This is a genomic window from Phormidesmis sp. 146-33, assembly GCF_052939515.1.
In genome coordinates this window covers 35,403-54,695 of the sequence record NZ_JBJPHU010000039.1, presented here as the reverse complement: position 1 = coordinate 54,695, position 19,293 = coordinate 35,403, and the positions used below count along the sequence as shown (strand labels likewise).

Here is a 19,293-nt window from a genome sequence, read left to right as displayed (position 1 = left end):
TATCCTGTGCTTGTATTGTCGTCAGGGCAATTCAAGTTTTCGGATAGGCACTAAGCGTAAGTTTGCCTCTGTCATGTGACATTTTGCAGTTTCTCCGCTTATTAGCGTTTTCAACAAACTTTCTTCCGACAGGTTGACGGCTTCGCACCAAGCTGAACATGAAACTGAATTGCCAAGTTGCTGAGTCAAACTATCTCGGACTTGAGTAACATACTGCAACTGTTTAACTTGTCTTCCGTAATAGATTTCTTCGTCTTGACTTAATGGTGGAATGCGCCCAATTTGATTGAGATAAATTTTGAGAAAGTCCATGATGCGTTACTGAATTTTAGTAGAACTTCGATTTGCCTTTGAAAATCGGCGCAAAACCTCGACGCGAATAGCATTGAACGACTCGGTTAGTGACTGTTGAAAAACGTTGTAGAAGATGCCTTTTGGGGTGCCAGATCTAGGCTGTGCCTCAACAACCTGAGTAATCAAAACTTGATCTGGCTTTGCTGCTAAACACGGTGCAACAGATTCAATCAGCCAGTAGCCCTGTATCTGTTGAAAGTCGCCCTCAATCTGTTTGAAATCAATGCGCTGATTTTTAGTTTCGGCAATAGCAGACCGAGTGCGCGATCGCAACGTCATAAAAAAGACTTGTCGTGCCTCGATTTGCTCAATTACCTTGCGATCGCCCTCTGCCACAAGAACTTTGCTAGAAATCACGTTTGGCATGAAATTGGGTAAGTTTCTGTAGTCTGTAAGAACTGCCCAAGCGACTTCTGGAGATGCCCGAATCAGAATTCTGGCAGTAAATCTTCCCTGTTTGCCAACTACTATGGGCTGCCCTTTCTTTAAAGCAACTCGTTGCTCTAAAGGCAGGCGATCGATAGCGCTACTAAACAACTGAGCGGATGCAGGCAGGGCCGTCACAAGCAGTATGAGCATTATGCCAACGCCATCCGATAGCCTATGAATCTGAACACAATGCGCCATAAAACAAGGCTCCAAGTAGACTGTTTGGGTTCAGTAGAATTTTTATATTCTCGCTTTTTGGTCAGCTACCGAAAGATTGGATGACCTAGAGAAAAAGCAATACAGTCTGCAATCAAGAGAATGCCTAATCCAATTAGCAAAGCTCGTAATATTCTGTGTCCCCACTTCTGAATTGATCGGTTAATTCTACGCATCAAATTGATGCTGTGTCCGCCTAGACAGATATAAAGTCCCAATAGTACGATCAGCGGCAGAACAAAGATTAGGTTGTAAATTGCTAGGATACTCATCGTGGTAAGCAGATCAGGGCGCGATCGTACAATTCGCTCGATTGCGGCTAAGTAAGGGAGTGCAGTTGGAAAATCCCAAAGCGTGGCAGCACTGCCAAAGAGAAAGGTTTGAGCGATCGTCAATCGAAACGGGCGTTTTGTTTCTTGGGAATTAGCCTCAAACTTGTTTAGATTCCAGCCCACCATCAACAGAACGACCCCAAGGATCAGTTGAAGCATATACATCAAGGTCGTTGGCAGCTTCGGGAAACTGATGTTTAATTGGCTGGCTCCGAGAACTACTGCTAATCCTGCTGTCCAGTAGGTAACGAATACTCCCGCAATAAATGAAACTGAACGAGCAACAGGCTTAGGCGTACTGAGTAAATAGATTTGGACGGTGGTCGTTGTAGGATTAAGGCTGTCTAGTGCTGCGATCGCGACCAAATAAGCAAGCAAAGATGACATCTGGGAACACCCAATAAGAGCTAGAAAATATCAGCCGGATCAGCCGATTGGAGTTTTCGCATGGCGATCCCTCCAGATGCAGTGCACATCACAATCGTCAACGTCAACACCAGCACAGCGCGACTTGCGGTCATCCCGATCGGTAGAAAGGTGGCAGCGGCGGCAATAGAATAAAGCCCGATCGAAATCACGAATCCTGGAACAAATCCTAAAATAGCCATGATCAGCGCTTCCTGAATCAGTACGCCAACCAAGTAGCCGTCACTATATCCCATTGCTTTCAGGGTGGCATATTCTGGTAGATGGTCTGATACGTCCGAATAGAGAATTTGGTAAACGATAATCGTGCCAACCACAAATCCAACGATTGCACCAAACCCAAACAGGAACCCGATCGGGCTGCTCGTCTCCCAGTATTTCTTTTCGTGGTCGATGAACTCTTGGCGATTGAGAATGAGAACGCCTTTTAGCTGCGATCGCAGTACGGTTTGAACCTGCTCAATATTCGTGCCTGGTTTGAGCGTGATCGCTCCAATATCGATTTCATCCGCTTTGCGGTCTGGAAAGAGCCTCAGAAAGGTGGAATGACTGGTAATCACATTTCCGTTTGAGGAGAAAGAAGCTCCCATCACGAAGGTTCCAACGACTTTAACCTGAAAGTTATTAAGTTGAATCGGAACAGTTCTTGATTGCTGAAGCTGCTCAACAACATTGCCAAAGTATTGTTCCGCGCCTGCGCGATCGTAGAGAATTCGATTTAGTAGCTTCAGATTATTCTGATGGGCTTGAACTTCTGGCAATGTGATCGCTGGATTGAATGGATTGACAGCAAATACCGTTGTGGGCTGATTTTTCCGAGTTTGAGCATTTCGCCACTCGCCTCGACCCAAGTAGAGATAATTCATTGATTCAACTCCTTCAACTCCTGCCGCCTGATATAGCTGCTTTCTGGGGAAGCTTCTCACTACATTCAGACTTTCAAATAACGGATTGATCAAAAATAGATCCCCTTGAAGAGAGGCATAAGGTTTCACAACAGAACCAAATAAAGCATCCAGAATTCCCAGTTGAAAAAACATCAGAATATCTGCAAAGGCGATTCCAGCGAGAGCCACTGCCAGACGAGCTTTTTCGCGTTTTAGCTGAAACCAAGCGAGTGGCGTTTTGCGGAGTAGATTACGAAACATAATTAATCTTGGTTAGGGTCGAATGGCAACCTGTACTTGTAAATTTGTCAGTCCAGAAACGCGATCGCTCTCTTCTGCATTCAATCGAATTCTGACTTTCACGACTCGCTGATCTAGATTTTCTCCCGGTTGGTTACTAGTAATTTCTTGTCGGCTCACTTGCAGTCCAATTTCCTCGACAGTGCCCCGCAGTTCACCAGAAAACGGCTCTCCTGTAATCACTGCCTGTTGCCCAACACGAATCTTTTTGATGTCGCTCTGGTACACTTCGGCAACCACACGCATCTGACGAGTTTGCCCCAGATCTGCAATGCCGTTTGTGCCGACGACTTCGCCAGGTTTGGCATAGATTTCGAGAATCTGTCCGGCTTGGGGCGATCGTACTTCGGCTTGTCGCAAATCTGCTTCGGCCCGTTTGACCGTTGCGATCGCTTGATTCACTTTTGCCTGAGCCGTCTGCACATCTTCTGGACGCACTTCCGCAATGCGATTTAGGTTGGCTCTAGCTGATTTGATTTGTGCCTGTAACGTATTCGTTGTTCGGTTTTGATTCGCTTTGCCTTCATTAAACTGTGCCTGTGCTTTTTGAAGTGCTAATCGCTTTTGGTCAAACTGAGAGGCAGAAATTGCGCCTTGTTGGTAGAGCGATCGATTGCGATCGTATTCAGCGCGGGCATTGTTAACTTCTGCCTCCAGACTCGCTAAAGTGGCTTGTTGTTGCTGAGATTCACCCGCTAATTCAGCTTGTAGACGAACAATCTCTGCTTGCTGAGCATTGATTTCGCCAGATCTCGCACCTGCTTTTACTTGAGTAAGTTCTGCTTGAGCAACGGTGACTTGCTGTTCAGCTTCCAAAAGCGCTCCTTGTAAACGATCATAGCTGTCTAAAATCGCGATTACTTGATTGGCTTTGACCCGATCGCCTCGCTGGATTAGAAGTTGAGAGACACGATCGTTGTTCAGCGTGGCAGGAACCGAGATTTTTACAACTTCGGTTTCAGGCTCCAGCGTGCCCAGCGCGACGACAGATTCGATCGTTGGAATAGTTGGAGGCGTTTCGGCTGGCTTTACAACAAATTGCGAAATCCCGTGGTAAGCAATTCCGCCTGTGATGGCGGTTGCGATCGCCAACATGATTAATGTCCGTCGATTAGGAGGTTTAGATAACAGAGCGAAACTCATAAGGCTTCTTAGTTGATGTGCAAGGAATGCAAAACTCGACTGCTGACCATCATAGGCGAGGCGCTGCTTGCACACATGAAGCAATACTCCCAAAGTTTGAATGGTCTAAATAACTCAAAGCAGTAGGACAAATCTCCCAATTGCGATCATGACAATTGTCTCTATGCTTCAAAGACCAATTTGATTACGCTAAGTCCTGTAGGCAACAACCAAGGATATCCAGTGGAGGAAGCGCTTATGGCTACAAAGCCAACTGCTAGCCCAATCAAACGAAATAGATTGAGGTATCAAACAAACTGTAAAGTGGTCACGATCGCAACCTTCACTGTTTTACTATTTGGAACAGTTGAACTATCGAGCCAAGCACAAGAACAAGCTGCCGGAAACGCTCAAGTCATTAAGGTTAAATTAAACGAACTCGCCGGAGTCGCGGAGTGGGTGAGAGTCGAAGTCAACGGAAACCGAGTTAGGCTATCTCATTCGATTACGTCGCCCAGCGGTATTTCTAGAGCATTGAGATCAGTGATTCCTCTCAGCATCAACAATACTTGGTATGATCACCCAACCACTCGCATTGTGTTTCAGCCTGATGGGTGTCAAGAAACAATGCCTGCAAGCATTTTACCTACTAGAACAGGCAGCTGCATCATTGTAGGACGCGACTTTGTGGATTTACCGCCTGGAACAAATCTATTCAACGGAAGGTTCACCGTCGAATATACCCGAAGCGATTTGCCAAGTTCTGTAACGTTCAGAGTCCCGCAGCAAAATCAGCAGAATAATTAGAGTGTGAGTTGCTGACTCCTAACAATCATGGCTAGAATCCAGACCGATTCTCAACTGTCCACATCCTTTTTTCAGTTCGCGGATCATCCGTTTCGGCTATTGCGACGAGTCGAGTGCCTGTTCTTGGGAATGAGCATTGTTGCCGAACTTCCCTGGAGCCGCATTCCCTTTCTCGAAACCTTCGCGCAAGCTCCCACACAGACTTATCAGTGGATGTCATTTTCGCCAATGCTGGTGCTACTGTGTATTGCAATCCTAGCGTTGATGGGTATGCGCTTACCTACAGGACAACTCGCTGGAAAAGTGCTATATATTGCGATCGCGCTAGGATTGATCTGGCTCACCATTGCATTAGAGGGAGGTCGCAGCCCTTTTATGACGCTCTACTTAGTGGTGATCATTCGTAGTTGTTTGATGTTTCCATCACTTGGCTATCTAATCGTCACGGCAATTGTCTTTCTATCCTGCTTCTTGTCGATTCTGCTACTTCAGCCCGATGTTCAAACTTTGCGAAACTGGTTTTTCAATCCCCAGCAGATTGATCCAGAGCGATCTCAGCTAGTCCCTTGGATCTGGACAATCAATTACTTTTGCATCATGGGATTGAGTACGTTTCTCCTATTGCTGCTGGTGCGATCGCTAATTGCCGAAAATCGGAGCCGTCAAGAACTTGCGATCGCGCATACTCAACTTCAAAAATACGCCCTGCGGATTGAAGATCAAGCCATGCTACAAGAGCGAAACCGAATTGCCAGAGAGATTCATGATTCCCTTGGTCATGCCCTCACAGCGCAGGATATTCAGCTACAGAATGCGATTCGATTTTTTCAACTTAATCCTGAGAAATCGCTCAACTCAATTCACAGTGCCAAGCAACTAGGCAAAACGGCTCTCCACGAAGTTCGGCAATCAGTGTCAGCGTTGCGAGTTGTGCCGATTGAGCGGCGATCACTAGCCACCCTCATTCATGATCTAGTCAAAGAGTTTCATCAAGCTCACGCTCTAATTCTTAAATGCCAGATCAATCTACCTGAATCTATCCCGATCGATGTTGAAATCGCAGTGTATCGGATTGCTCAAGAATGCTTCACAAACATTATCAAACATAGCCAAGCTGCTGAAGTTGCACTTCAATTAAACACTGATCAGGAGTGGCTATATTTTACGATTCGAGATGACGGACGAGGGTTTAATATTGAACAGAATATAAGTGGATTTGGATTGCAGGGAATGCGAGAACGAGCGATCGCACTCGATGGAACGTTTCAAATCATCAGCCAACCGGGAGCGGGATGCTGTGTTACGGTAAAACTGCCATTGGTGAAATTCTGAGTTTTGTTGCTTCGCATCCATGACTATGAATTACTTTAGTTCAAACTCGGCAGCAGAGCGTTACGCAAAGGGACGACCCTACTTTCACCCAATGATTGTTAGGTATATCAAAGCGTTTCTTGCGACTGTGCAAGCTTCCGAAGGAATTGTGGAACCTTTCCCTTCTGTCCTGGATGTCGGTTGTGGTACAGGTCTTTCTACGATCGCTCTACAAGAAATTGCTCAAAACATCACTGGCATCGATATCTCAGCAGAGATGATTGCCTTAGCTCCGAGAGAAAACAACCTTCAATATTTTGTCGCTTCAGCAGAAGAACTTCCATTTGAGGAAAACAAATTTGATCTGATTACGCTATCTCAAGTGTTCCACTGGCTCGATAGAAACAGGTTTTTTGTAGAAGCTAACAGAGTTCTTCATGCAAACGGCTGGCTGATTGCTTACAGCAACGATTTTTTAGGGCAAATGGTTAGTAGTCTTGAGTTCTACAGATGGTTTAAGACAGAATATCTTGTGAAGTATCCGACTCCACCTAGAGGTATGACTACCTTTGCGCCAGAAAATATAAATCCTTATGGCTTCCATTTTATCAAAGAAGAACAGTATGAGAATGCGATCAGATTCTCGCTTGAACGATTAGTAGATTACCTGGTTACCCAAAGTAATGTGATTGCGATCGTCGAAGGTGGAAGGGAAACGATTGAAGAAACCAAAACCTGGCTAGTGGAAGCCATCAAACCGATGTTTAGCAGTGTTGAGGAGGAATTCTTGTTTAGTGCATCCATTTGGTATATGCAATGTACCACCGAGGTTTCTGGGATGAGTGAGGCAAAACAATGATTCGCTTGGTATTAGTCGATGATCAGGTGATTATTCGTCAGGGGCTAAAGAGCCTATTGGAGCTAGAGCTTGACTTGGAGATTGTGGGCGATGCAGAAGATGGTCAGCAAGCGATCGACCTGATCGCCTCACTACATAGCACTCTACAACAGCCGGATGTTGTACTGATGGACGTGAGAATGCCAATCATGGATGGAGTTGCTGCAACTCAACACCTGCGCGATCACTTTCCAGAAACGCGAGTTTTGATTTTGACCACCTTTGATGATGCCGAGTATGTGTCTCAAGCCATGCGATTTGGAGCCAGCGGCTATCTGATGAAAGATACCCCCGCAGAAGAATTGGCAGTTGCCATTCGATCAGTATTTCAGGGCTACACTCATCTGGGGCCTGGGTTATTTGAAAAAACACTGAGCGCACCCACTTCAGGTCGCTCGAACGAAGATACAGACCTCTCTCCTAGAGAGTATGATGTCTTACGCTTGATTGCGTCTGGTGCAAGTAACCGAGAAATTGCACAGAAGTTATATATCTCAGAGCGAACGGTACGAAACCATGTCACGCATATCCTAAATCGATTGAATTTGCGCGATCGCACTCAAGCTGCACTCTGGGCGCACGGGAATTTAGAGCAGCGATCGTTCTAGAGGTTGTTATGCACTTTTGAATCCGATACCCACGAACTGTCTGACCATCAACATCACAAATGCAATCAGGTGAGACCCGATTAAGGTGTCCGTAAGCCGTTCGTAATCTCGTGCCAAGCGCCGAAACCGGAACATCCAGCCAAAACTGCGCTCTATTACCCAGCGCTGGGGCAATAGCACAAAGCCCTTCTTAGCCTCCGGCAGTTTGTTAGTGTCACGAATTTTTCGCCACGTCTCAGAGAATAAAAAACAACATTTCAGAGCCTCTACCAGATAAGCGTTTCAAAAACCTCCCAATTATTCTTCGACCGATGGCGAAAAATTAAAGACACTAACTTGATTGCAAGGTGCGACTATCCAGAATCACCGCACTCGGTTGCGCGTTTCCCCTGCTAAGATTTGCAGAACCTCGCGCAAATCCTGCACCATCGCTTCAAAGACCCCAGCTTTGAGCCACCGTTGCGTTTGTTGGTAGACGGTGTGCCACGGCGGTAGGTCATGCGGCATCAGTCGCCCAGCCCCACCCGTGCGAACAATCCAGCGCCCAGCCCTGGAGGAGGGTTTCCCTCAGTAGGGGGTTGGGCAAGAGCGCGCACCCCATTGAATACTTCCTGTAGGCTATGGTCGCGTTGTGGCGCATCTTCTATCATTAAGGTTAAATAAGTAAGGTTAAATAAGGAGCGACAAACGCCCATTCTTCGTCGCTCACGTCTGTTGGGTAGGGTTTTCTAGTTATACTTTCAGTTCAGCGAAAAGTGCCTAACACTCTCTAAGCCATCCACTCGACCAGTTCTTGAGTAAAAACTTGCACAAAACCGATCGCCACCTGGATTAAGGGAAACCCCACCAGACTGATCAAGGCTGCCTGACGAGTTCTAATATCCAACCCCTGTCGCACGGCCACAATGACCGCCAGCAAACTCCAGACGGCCAAAATAAACTCGATCGGTCGCCCCAACAACGGAACCAGCGTCAAAAAGTTGAGCACTTGAGGCGCATAAGCAAACCCGATCGGGCCAAGTAAATCGCCATACGTGGGGTCGATCGGTTTCAACCACTGACCAACTTTGAGAATGGTAAATGTCCAAAAATAATAGCCTGCTACAACACTCAAACCACTTAAAAAAAGCGCAATTGGTAATATAGGAAAAGTCGCTCGGTTGATGATTAAAATGACCATCGTCCCCAATACGTGAGAGAACGCAGCGAGTAATACAATCGTCAATGCTAAACGATGAGTTTTTGGCGTGTTGTGAGCGTTCTCATAAAAATCAGCGTTCAGTGAGAGCGCTTTGATTAAGGTTGTCCAAACTCCTTCTCTAGCGGGCTGACGGCTCACAGGGGTTACAGTCCTACAACTGGCGATAGATGACAGGTCGATCGAGCTATGGTCTGATGCAACAGATGTCGAAGCTGCTGCGCCAATTCCAAAATAACCATACCTTATTGAGATTAAATGCTGTCGCTGATCGAACGAATTTTATCGCGCCTCCGAGGTGAAACGTTGAAGCTGTTTTTCTTAGCAGGCGGGTTGCTGTTGATTTGGGGGACGGTGGCTCCGATCGGAACGCTAGTCTGGTGGCTCAATCAAGGAGTCGAAGGTCTGGGCTTGAGGCGTGAAACCAAAAAGCTGCCTGCCACGGTTGCTCGTGCAACTCAGAAGATTGTTAACTGCTACATCGTCTATCTACCGGGGGTGGGAGATTCGTCGGCCAATGAGTTGAGTGCGGGGGAGGAATATTTTCTCGATCGCTTGCAAAAGGCTCATCCTAATTGTGTGACGGTGCGCGATGTGTTTCCTTATTCTGCGGCAAATCAAGATCTGGCCGGGCAAAGGTTTTTGGCTCCCTTCTGGCAAGCTGCCCAAAAAGGAGAAGGCTGGTTTAAGAATGCTGATGTTTTGATCAAGATTCGGAATTTGTGGCGCTTTGCGATTTCTGCGGACGATCGCTATGCTCCCGTTTATAACCAGGGAATTGCGGCGGCGATCGTCGATCGTATGAATGCCGTTCACCCGATTTCGCAGTCTGGTCAGCCGATTCGGGTGGTTTTGATTGGGACGAGTGGCGGGGTGCAGGTGGCGCTGGGGGCGGTGCCTTATTTAAACGAGTGGATTAAGCCTGAGTTAGCGGTGGTTTCGGCGGGGGGTGCGTTTGATGGTGAGGCGGGGTTTGAGTCGGCGCAGCGGGTGTATCACTTACAGGGCGATCGCGATTGGGTGGATGACATCCCTCGTGTGGTGTTTGCGTCTCGCTGGCCGTGGGCGATCCAGTCTCCGTTTAATCAAGCTCGTCAACAGGGACGCTTTACCAGTTTGAACAGCGGCAATCATACGCACGATGGCGCTCAGGGCTATTTTGGGCAAGCGATCGCCCACGATCGGACGACCTACGTCGATCTGACGCTACAAAAAGTCAATCAGTTGCCCATCTGGTCTAACAACAAGTAGGCTCAATTTTTTGGGAAACAAAATTGTCCACCATGATTGTGACTCCAGTGTCGTCAAGCATTTTGCGCGGAAGTTTATATTTGACAGATTTTGGAATTTTTGGGTGAGTTGAAGAGGCGCGATCACACAGAGGCACTTCACACTCGATTCATAAGACTTCCTTAGTTTTACGGAGACTGAATCATTCGATTGCTATTTTATGTGCATCGGATGAAATCCTGGATCTGTTTGCATGACTGACGTTTTTCTCTCTTATTCTCGGAAAGATAAAGCTTTTGTGCAAACGCTGCATGACTCACTGAGAGCACAACAGCGAGAAATCTGGGTGGATTGGCAGGCGATTCCTCTGACGGCTGATTGGTGGCAGGAGATCGAGCGAGGCATTGAAGGCACCAACACCTTTGTGTTTGTGATTAGTCCTGATTCGGTGGTGTCTGATGTTTGTCGTCAGGAGATCGATCACGCAGTCAAGCACAATAAGCGATTGGTGCCGATCGTTCATCGCGAAGGTTTTGACTTGTCAGCCGTTCATCCGATGTTGTCGAGACACAATTGGCTGTTTTTTCGCGAGATAGATGAGTTCGATCGTGGCTTTGCTTCCTTGGTTCAGGCGATCGAAACGGATTTAGAGTATGTGCGATCGCATACCCGCTTGACAGAACGAGCGGTCGAATGGAACGGCAAGCAGCGCAATGAGAGTTTTGTTCTTAGAGGGGATGACCTCAAGTTTGTAGAACAGTGGTTAGCCAATGGTGAGCAAAAAACGCCTGTACCGACTGAGCTACAGCGAGAATACATTCGTGCCAGCCGGACGATCGAAGAAGCGACGCAGATTTTGATCGAGGCAGGACAAGAGGCAGAAAAGCTAGTGCGGAGTGCCAGAAGACGAGCGGCGATCGCGCTAACCGTGCTTGGGGTGGCACTAGTTGGCGCAGGAATCGCAGGAAGTTGGGCAGTTAAGGAACGGAGTGATGCGCGATCAGAAACGCGACTGGAGCGATCGAGCGTGTCGGCAATGAGACGATTTGACTCAAACCAAACGGATGGGCTGCTCTCGGCAATGCGATCGGGCTTTGAGCTACAGTCCTTAATTCGTGAAAAATCTTTGGGAACCTATCCTGCCAGCCCGATTTGGGCACTCCAATCAAGCCTGGTCAAGATTCGCGAAACTCTACTGCCCGGTCGTCAAGATCTCATTTGGGGTGTGGCGTATAGTCCCGATGGCACCCTGATCGCAACGGGCGGCAACGATGGCACCTTAAAACTGTGGAATCCAGACGGCAAGCTGACCGCGGAAGTGAACAGCGATCAAGAAGTCATCTGGAGTGTGGCATTTAGTCCTAATAGCAAACTAATAGCCACAGGCGGCGGCAAGGAAGGCAACACAAAGCTTTGGGATCGCAACGGTAAGCAGGTGAAGGAGTTGGAAGGGAAGCAAACACTCGTTTTGAGTGTGGCCTTCAGCCCCGATAGTACGCTGATAGCTACAGGCGGCACTGATGGCACCCTAAAACTGTGGACTCCAGACGGCAAGCAAATTTTGCAAGACCGGGCAGGTAAGCCAATGCCAGAAGTGGGATGTCGCCAGTCCGAGGTCTACAGTGTGGCCTTTAGCCCTGATAGTCAGCGAATGGCGATCGGCTGTAGCGATGGCACTCTAAAACTTTGGGATCGAGATGGCACTCCGATTCAGGAGACTCTAGAAACCAACCACATCAAAGTCAATAACGTGAAGTTTAGCCCAGATGGGCGGCAAATTGTAACGGGCGGTGAGGATGGCACTGTGCGACTGTGGAACCGAGACGGCAAATCGATCCGAGAGTTGAAAGGGCGACAGGGCATTGTTCAGAGTGTGGCATTTAGTCCAGACGGAAAGCTGATTGCGGCGGGCGGGCATAATGGCAATACACAGCTTTGGGATCGAAACGGCAATCCGATCGACGAGTTCAAAGGTAATCAAGGCATTATCTGGAGCATCGCCTTTAGCCCAAACAGTCAGCAGATTGTCACAGGCGGCAATAATGGCAACGCGAGTCTCTGGGATCGAGACAGCCGTTCGATCGGCAAGTTGACTGAGAAGCGAAGCGGTATTTCTAATGTAGTCTTCAGCCCAGATGGTCAGCAGGTTGCCATCAGTGTGGATAAAACTATCAGTAATGGCCCAAGCATTACAGAACTCTGGAGTCGAGACGGCAAGCTGATCAAAGCCTGGAAAAATGACCAGGAGAAGGTTTTCACTGTGGCGTTTAGTGCTGATGGTCAGCAGATTGCAATAGGCGGCGATCGGGGTACAACCAACCTGTGGGACAGAGAAGGCAAGTCGATCGGGGAGTTGAAAGGTGAGCAAGGCTACGTCAGAAGTGTTGCGTTTAGTCAAGACAGCAAGCTGATTATCACTGGAGGCGGCGACAGCACAACGAAACTATGGGATCGAGACAGCGGCGAATTGATCAGAGCGTGGAAAAATGACCAGGGGATTGTCTGGGGTGTTGCGCTTAGTCCTGATGGCAAGCTGATTGCATCGGTCGGTAATGATGGTCAGGTCAAGCTATGGAATCAGAATAGTGAACAGATCGGCGGGTTTCCCTGTCAGCAAGGCATTGTCAAAAGTGTCACGTTTAGTCCTGATGGCAAGCTGATTGCGACGGGAGGCAACGATGGCAACACAAAGCTGTGGAATCAAGACGGTAAACAAATCGGTGAGTTTCCTGGTAGTCAAGGCAGTGTCAATCGCGTGACGTTCAGTCCTGATGGCAAGCTGATTGCGACCGTTAGCAGCGGTGGCACGACGCAGTTATGGCATCAAGAGGGCAAGCAAATCGCGCAATTTGAGGGAGGCTACCCATCAACACTGAGTCCTGATTGGAAAACGATCGCCATCACTGAAACGCCCCTCGGCTCTGATACCCAAATCGTCCGGCTCTACCGCATTGACCTCGATCTCGATAGCCTCCTGCGCCGCGCCTGCCAACGTCTCAAAAACTATCTGCTCTACAGCCCAGACCTGAAGGACGATCGCGATCGCTGTGCCGCTCACCTGGAAGGACGTTCAGAACGCAAAATAGAACCCACGATCGATATTGTCTACCGAGGGTTACAAAAAGAGTCTTGATAAACGACTAGCTTTTCTTTCTTCTAAACTTTAAGTCGTCAAATAAGGCATACAGCACAGGCACCACAATCAAGCTCAGTAGCGTTGACGTGACAAGCCCACCCGCGATCGCCACTGCCATCGGAGAGCGCAATTCTGATCCAGCCCCCAAACCCAGGGCGATCGGCACCATGCCCAAAATCGTCGCGGCCGTCGTCATGAGAATCGGTCTGAGGCGAATCGGGCCCGCTTTGAGAATGGCTTCTGTCCGCTCCAGTCCTTCTTGTCGAAGTTGATTGATGTAATCGACGATCAGAATGGCGTTTTTATTAGTCAAGCCCAACAAAAAAACGAAGCCAATTAGCGAAATCATGCCAAAGTCGCTCTGGGTGAACAACAACGCCAGCATCGCACCCACCAGCGCCAGCGGTAGCGAAAAGCCCACCACGAGCGGATCGAGCCAACTGCGAAACAGCGCCACCAGCACGACGACAATACACAACGCAGACAAGGCCAGGGTCGTCCCAAAACTCTGAAAGATTTCACTACTCGTGGCCGAATCTCCGCCCAGCGCCAACGTCACCCCAGCCGGAAGGAGTGGTTTTGCTTCAGCGACCAGGCGCTCAGTGGCATCTCCTAGAGACAAATCTTTGCCCAAATTGGCACTGATATAGGCGACGCGCTGACCATTTTTGCGATCGATAACCGCGATCGTCTCTTTTTCCTGGCGGCTGCCTGAGACGGTGACATCTGCAAACCCTGGTAAAGTCTGGACTTTGGTTTTAATGTCGGCTGCCACTTGAGACAACACTTTCACATCGTCGCCTCGAATCGCTAACTGCAACGGTTTTTGATTGCCCGCCTCGACAAAGGGAATGTCTTCGACACTGGTGGTTACGCCTTCCAATTTGGGCAATGTAGCCCGAAACTGATCCTGAAGTTTGGCAGTTGGTGTGGGGTGATTGGGCTTTAATTTAACTTGCAGAATGCCCTTGTTGGGTTCTCCTTCACGCGAGCCGACGATCGTCAGTACGGTATCCACTTCTGGCGATTTTCTCACGACCTCTTCAAGCTGGGTTGCTACTTTTAACGAATCTTGCAGGGGATTAAATGCAGGCGGAATCAGAGCCGCAGGGTTTTGAGGGGTTTGAAGATTTTGAAGATCTTGAGGATTCTGAGGATCTTGAGGATTCTGAGGATCTTGAAGATTGGCTTGTGAAGGCTGTGCGGATTGGCTCTGCTGCGCTGCTCCTGGTGGCAAGGTCGGCAATGGAGACACATAGCGAATATTGAATTCACCCCGATCGAGCTTAGGAATAAACCCCTGGGGAATCAGTGGAATCAGCGCCACACCCGCCACCAGACTGAGAATCGCAATGCCCACGACGACCGCTCGATGCCGCAGTGACCAATTTAGTAAGCGTCGATAGGCTGCCGCAAATCTGATCCAGAGTCCGCTGGTGTGTTCGGGCGATCGGTTGGGGTTGGCTCTAAGCAGATAGAGCGAGAGAACTGGGGTCAGCGTGCGGGCAACCAGCATGGAGATGAGCATGGCGGCGGTGACCGTGATCCCAAACGGCTTAAAAAATTGACCAATCACACCGCCCATCAGTCCGATCGGCAAAAAGACCGCCACTGCTGTCAAGGTGGCCGCCGTTACAGGTAAACCAATTTCGCTCGTGGCTGATAAGGCGGCTTGTCTGGGCGATGCTCCAGCATCAATGTGACGGCTGATATTTTCGACATCGACGATCGCATCATCGACGACACTTCCAATCACCAACGCCAACGCCAGCAGGGTAATCGTCTCCAGATTAAAGCCAAAAATCGCCATGACGATAAATGTCCCCAATAGCGAAATGGGAATCGCCAGCGCAGAAATCAGCGTCGCTTTCCAGCTTTTGAGAAAGGGGAAAATGACGATCACAGCCAGAACGATCGCTTCGATCAGTGCGTCGATTGTTGATCGATTGGCTTTGCGAATGTAGTCGGCTTGAGTGGCGGCCAAAACCAGTTTCACATCTGATAAGTCGGACTGAAGTCGCGCCACTTCTGTTTCGACGGCATCCACGACTTCTAGAGTATTCGCCGATCCACTTTTGATCACCTGGAATGCCAACACATTTTGTCCATTAAATCGGGCCAATGTTCCCGCCGTTTGAGGAATGGGAGATCCTCCGATCGCTGCGTTTCCTTGCCCCAGTAGTGAAACTTTGAGAACGCCAGGAATCTTCTGAATCGGAGGAAGAATCTGATCATTGGCTAATTTTTTTAAGTCATCGAGACTACGAGACTGACTCTCAATGGCGTAGCTGACGGCGGCTGATTCGTTGAGATTGAGCGCGATCGCTTCAAACTTCCCATCTTTAGGCAAGCTCACCTTTTCAACGGCTTCTTTGACCAGCCGAGTCGAGTCTTCTAAACTGGTGCCCACCTGAAACGAAACGCTGACCACCGATCGACTGGCATAGGTTGAAGCGTTGACCTGATTTAAACCTTTAAGGGATTGTAGAGCGGCTTCGATCGGTTCAGTCAGTTGGCGTTCAGTTTCAACCGCCGTAGACAGAGGGGCAGTCGCATTCACCACCACCACTGGGAAGGCAATATCTGGAAACAGCGCATATTTGAGCGAACTGAAGGCCAAAATTCCGGCGACGGTGACGGCAATCCAGAAGCCCAGCGTCAACCACGGAGCAGAAATTGCCCACCGCGAAATGTTGAAGCGCTCCCGGACAGGTTGGTTGCGAGGTGCCATAGTGAGTTTTTGAGGGGTGAGATGCGGCGATCGCAGTGCTTTATCAGACTACTGTAAGCAACAGGCCGTTTGAGCTATTTTAACGACTGAGTTAGGGGAATGTTCACTCGTTTAACTTACGATCGACCGCCTCAAACAGTTCCTCAAATCCCGATTCGCTGTGAATTTTGGCGGTCAGGGTGTTCATGTCTTTGAGCGTGTTGGTGAGGTCAGCGATCGTCATTCTGATTTTGGTGTAGAGGTCGATCGATTCTCGAAAGCCTTGCAAATATTCAGAACCCACGCTTTTCATTGCTTCGTCTAGAGATTGTTTTTCTTGTTCCCAGTGTTGGAGATATTGGATGCGATCGAGAGGCTTGTAGATTTTGGCATCGTCGAGAACAATTGGAAAGATACGATTTTTGAATGACTGGTTTGCAGCGATTTCCACCAGTTCAAACATGCAGTTTTCGGACTTGAGATATTTTTGGCTGATCACAACGATTACACATTTTCCGCGACCGATACGCTGCATAAATTGGGTGATGCTGCCTTTGAATTCTAGGTCTCGTTTGTCGCGAACGATCGTGATCCCTTTTTGCTGGAAGGTGCGATCGACTTGATTGACAATTTCCTCACTTTCGCCGCCCCAGGCGTAGGAGATGAAGACTTCTTGGGTGGGTGCAATCTCGCGAGGCGTTTTGTAATCGATATCTCTGGGATCTCTGGAGAGTTTGGTGCGATCCATGATGTCGTCGATCAAACCGAGAACGTTCACCATGTCGAAGTTCTTCTGACACTGGATTTCGCGCTGCTGATTATCGATAAATCGGCGTAGCGTTTCTAATGGATAAAAATAGAGATCTTGCTGATTTTTGCATCCCGCACAATTGCAGGGGATGAGTTTTTGGTATTTTAATCGTTTGTAAGTTGCGTGAATTTTATCGATTTCATAAGTGACAATATCCATTAATCGCTTTTTGTCTTTACCAATCACCCGAACTTTAATTTCGCGTTTACCATAATTCTCAATCACTTCTGCTTTAGCGTTGTCTTGCTGAAGAATCACGCCACTGCGCCAGACATATTTCTGTTCGTCAATCCATTGGTGCATTGATACGATGAACTGTGTGAGAATGCCTTTAGGCATGAATTCGTAGGTGTATCTCAGAATTAGATTGTTGGATTCATCCCAGTGATAGTCGGGCTGATTGATCGTGAGTAACTGCGGTGCAATATATTCGTTTCGGTTGGGAATCTGATAGCATAGCCGAAACTTGATCATAACTTGCAGCAGTTTGCCGCGCATGTGGGCGTAGGTGGCTTCATGCCAGATGGCTGAGAGATCAGCGCGATCGAATCTCCCCAGTTTCCCAATCACAATCTCGCTATCCAGAACTTTGTAGACGGCATCGGTGCCCCACTTGGGTTTGAGAATGACGGTTTCAGTTAACAGATCGTCGTCCTGAAAGTGAAGACAGACACCCAGATCATGCAGATAGCCACTGAGCTGTAGGGCATCTTCAGGCTTCTTGAAGCCGTTTTGGTGGCAGATTTTGAAATATTCTTCGAGGCTGATGTGGTCGCGATCGTCTCTCTCCAGCGCCTCCCGAACTCTCACCCAGGTTTTGGGCAGTGCGGTTCCGATGTGGGGTAAATGAGCGATCTGGTGTTTGATTTCTTTGAGAATGTCATCCAGACCTCGATTGGTCGCGAGATTAGTCGCTAAGGTTTTTTCGAGATTGGTGAATTGCCCTCGTAGAGCAGCTTCGTTGATTTCGCGGTGTCGATCGTGCTTCTCATTTTTGATGATCAGCAGAGGACTGTTTTCACTGAGAAGTTCGACAATGTTGAGCCAATAATGGAAATCGGTGTCTTCTTTACGACTGTCTGCAACAAGTACATAGAGAGAACGTTTAGTGAGGAAAAATTGATGGGTAGCGTGATAAATCTCTTGCCCGCCGAAGTCCCAGATGTTGACACGGAACTGCTTGCCATTTTTCATCGGTAAGTACCATTGAATGACCTCAATGCCTTCCGTCGATGGTTCCCTTTCTACAAGTTGATATTTTGGGTTCTCAATCTTTTTAGCAAGAGATGTTTTTCCTGCTCCGCCTTCACCAATGACTAGAAGTTTGGCTTCGTAGAGACGATCAATTCCTTCTTCTTCCTGTTGCTGAAAATACTTTCTGATTGCCCCAATTCCCTTTTCCGCAACTTCTAAAGGTGGAGTCCTAAGAGGATTCTCAGCCAAAGACAGGTCAGTTAAGTTTTGGATTTGAGTAATCGAACCAGGAATAACTGTAATCTGATTTTTGTATAAATTTAGTCTTATTAAGTTTTGAAGTTGAGCAATAGCAACAGGAATAGCGGTAATTTGATTATGAGACAAATACAGTTTTGTTAGGTTTTGGGCTTGGGCAATAGAGTCAGGAATAACTGTGATTTGATTGATAGATAAATCTAGTTCTGACAAATTTTGGAGATGAGTGATGGCATTAGGAATAACTGTGATTCGATTGTTATATAGATACAGTTCTGTTAAACTTTTAAGATGAGCAATAGAATCAGGAATAACTGTGATTTGGTTGTCGAATAAGTCCAGCTTCGTCAGGTTCTTAAGTTGACCTATTGCATCAGAAATAACTGCGATCCGATTATTGGACAAATCCAGTACTGTTAAATTTTGAAGTTGAGTAATTGCATCCGGAATGACTGTAATTTTATTGAAGGATAAATTAAGTATTTCTAACTGCTTCAATTCAAAAACCTCGGCTGGAATGCGAGTTAGATTGCTCTCCTCTCTATCGTACTGTCTACCTTCTAAGTCTAGTTGTTTAAGCTGTTTCTCCTTTGCCTCCTGAATCTTTCTCAAAACACGATCGGGGGTTCTATCTTCTCTAGGTTCCTGGCTAGTCATCTTGAGGAGGGATGGGGTGATTTTTGAGACGCTCTCCCCAATTATCACTGCAAATCTGAAGGGCGATCGCTGTGAGGAGGCGTGGTCACGATCGAGACTTTAAGCTGCGTCTATCTTGCCCTTTGCTTCAGCAACAGCCGTAGCAATCACCTCATCGCTCACACCATGCCGCCGCAAACTCTCAACCAAATTCGATAGCTCAAAATCTTGATCAAAACGCTCAAGATCCGCCCGTAAACCCTGCCCGATGTAAGCTCGAATCAGAGGTTCACAGCCAGAAAAGCCAAGCTGAGGTGCAATGCGCTGTAGATCTTCCACAACATCCTCTGGAACACTCAACTGAATCGTCATCATTGGGCGATCCTTTCTCAATCGCTGCTTCAAATCATTGATCTTCATAGCGAATTCT

15 protein-coding genes and 1 pseudogene are annotated in these 19,293 nt (G+C 47.9%); 6 read left to right on the top strand and 10 right to left on the bottom strand.

The window, feature by feature from the left end; all coding sequences use genetic code 11:
* Window positions 1–21: 21 nt before the first annotated feature.
* From ACJ2PR_RS16955 to ACJ2PR_RS16935, 5 genes are all read right to left on the bottom strand, one after another.
* Entirely contained in the window at window positions 22–312 is a 291-nt protein-coding gene (locus tag ACJ2PR_RS16955; protein WP_446877869.1) for a sigma-70 factor domain-containing protein, read from the bottom strand.
* 6 nt (window positions 313–318) lie between these two features.
* Window positions 319–981, bottom strand: a complete 663-nt coding sequence (locus ACJ2PR_RS16950) for an SRPBCC family protein (protein WP_446877868.1) — start codon at window positions 979–981, stop codon at window positions 319–321.
* A gap of 65 nt (window positions 982–1,046) precedes the next feature.
* Window positions 1,047–1,718: a GAP family protein gene (locus ACJ2PR_RS16945; protein WP_446877867.1), complete on the bottom strand. Its 672-nt coding sequence runs from the start codon at window positions 1,716–1,718 to the stop codon at window positions 1,047–1,049.
* A 20-nt stretch (window positions 1,719–1,738) separates the two neighbouring features.
* Entirely contained in the window at window positions 1,739–2,905 is a 1,167-nt protein-coding gene (devC, locus tag ACJ2PR_RS16940; protein WP_446877866.1) for an ABC transporter permease DevC, read from the bottom strand.
* Window positions 2,906–2,917: 12 nt separating this feature from the next.
* On the bottom strand, window positions 2,918–4,087 hold the full coding sequence (locus ACJ2PR_RS16935) for an ABC exporter membrane fusion protein (protein ID WP_446877865.1): 1,170 nt from the start codon (window positions 4,085–4,087) through the stop codon (window positions 2,918–2,920).
* A 237-nt stretch (window positions 4,088–4,324) separates the two neighbouring features.
* Between ACJ2PR_RS16935 and ACJ2PR_RS16930 the strand changes: the two genes are divergently transcribed.
* The 4 genes from ACJ2PR_RS16930 to ACJ2PR_RS16915 all read left to right on the top strand — a co-directional run bounded on the left by ACJ2PR_RS16930 (window position 4,325) and on the right by ACJ2PR_RS16915 (window position 7,690).
* Entirely contained in the window at window positions 4,325–4,873 is a 549-nt protein-coding gene (locus ACJ2PR_RS16930; RefSeq protein WP_446877864.1) for a hypothetical protein, read from the top strand.
* A gap of 27 nt (window positions 4,874–4,900) precedes the next feature.
* The gene (locus ACJ2PR_RS16925; RefSeq protein WP_446877863.1) at window positions 4,901–6,205 is read left to right on the top strand and encodes a sensor histidine kinase; all 1,305 of its coding nucleotides are present in this window, start codon (window positions 4,901–4,903) and stop codon (window positions 6,203–6,205) included.
* 91 nt (window positions 6,206–6,296) lie between these two features.
* On the top strand, window positions 6,297–7,043 hold the full coding sequence (locus tag ACJ2PR_RS16920; protein WP_446877862.1) for a class I SAM-dependent methyltransferase: 747 nt from the start codon (window positions 6,297–6,299) through the stop codon (window positions 7,041–7,043).
* Window positions 7,040–7,690, top strand: a complete 651-nt coding sequence (locus ACJ2PR_RS16915; protein WP_446877861.1) for a response regulator — start codon at window positions 7,040–7,042, stop codon at window positions 7,688–7,690. Before ACJ2PR_RS16920 ends, ACJ2PR_RS16915 begins: the two co-directional genes overlap by 4 nt.
* Before the next feature lie 6 nt (window positions 7,691–7,696).
* Here ACJ2PR_RS16915 and ACJ2PR_RS16910 read toward each other — a convergent pair.
* Window positions 7,697–8,426: pseudogene (locus ACJ2PR_RS16910) on the bottom strand (transposase).
* A 33-nt stretch (window positions 8,427–8,459) separates the two neighbouring features.
* On the bottom strand, window positions 8,460–9,029 hold the full coding sequence (locus ACJ2PR_RS16905; RefSeq protein ID WP_446858148.1) for a YIP1 family protein: 570 nt from the start codon (window positions 9,027–9,029) through the stop codon (window positions 8,460–8,462).
* 117 nt (window positions 9,030–9,146) lie between these two features.
* On the opposite strand from ACJ2PR_RS16905, the gene ACJ2PR_RS16900 reads away from it, so the two are divergent.
* Window positions 9,147–10,139 carry a hypothetical protein gene (locus ACJ2PR_RS16900; RefSeq protein ID WP_446877860.1) on the top strand — a complete coding sequence of 331 codons (993 nt, stop codon included), beginning with the start codon at window positions 9,147–9,149 and terminating at the stop codon, window positions 10,137–10,139.
* Window positions 10,140–10,371: 232 nt separating this feature from the next.
* Complete coding sequence (locus ACJ2PR_RS16895) at window positions 10,372–13,251, top strand: WD40 domain-containing protein (RefSeq protein WP_446877859.1); 2,880 nt, start codon at window positions 10,372–10,374, stop codon at window positions 13,249–13,251.
* A 7-nt stretch (window positions 13,252–13,258) separates the two neighbouring features.
* Here ACJ2PR_RS16895 and ACJ2PR_RS16890 read toward each other — a convergent pair whose 3' ends face one another.
* From ACJ2PR_RS16890 to ACJ2PR_RS16880, 3 genes are all read right to left on the bottom strand, one after another.
* A complete protein-coding gene (locus ACJ2PR_RS16890) occupies window positions 13,259–15,985 on the bottom strand; it encodes an efflux RND transporter permease subunit (protein ID WP_446877858.1) in 2,727 nt (908 codons plus the stop codon).
* A 103-nt stretch (window positions 15,986–16,088) separates the two neighbouring features.
* Window positions 16,089–18,884, bottom strand: a complete 2,796-nt coding sequence (locus ACJ2PR_RS16885) for a COR domain-containing protein (RefSeq protein WP_446877857.1) — start codon at window positions 18,882–18,884, stop codon at window positions 16,089–16,091.
* Between the two features lie 99 nt (window positions 18,885–18,983).
* A complete protein-coding gene (locus ACJ2PR_RS16880) occupies window positions 18,984–19,283 on the bottom strand; it encodes a hypothetical protein (RefSeq protein ID WP_446877856.1) in 300 nt (99 codons plus the stop codon).
* Window positions 19,284–19,293 lie beyond the last annotated feature (10 nt).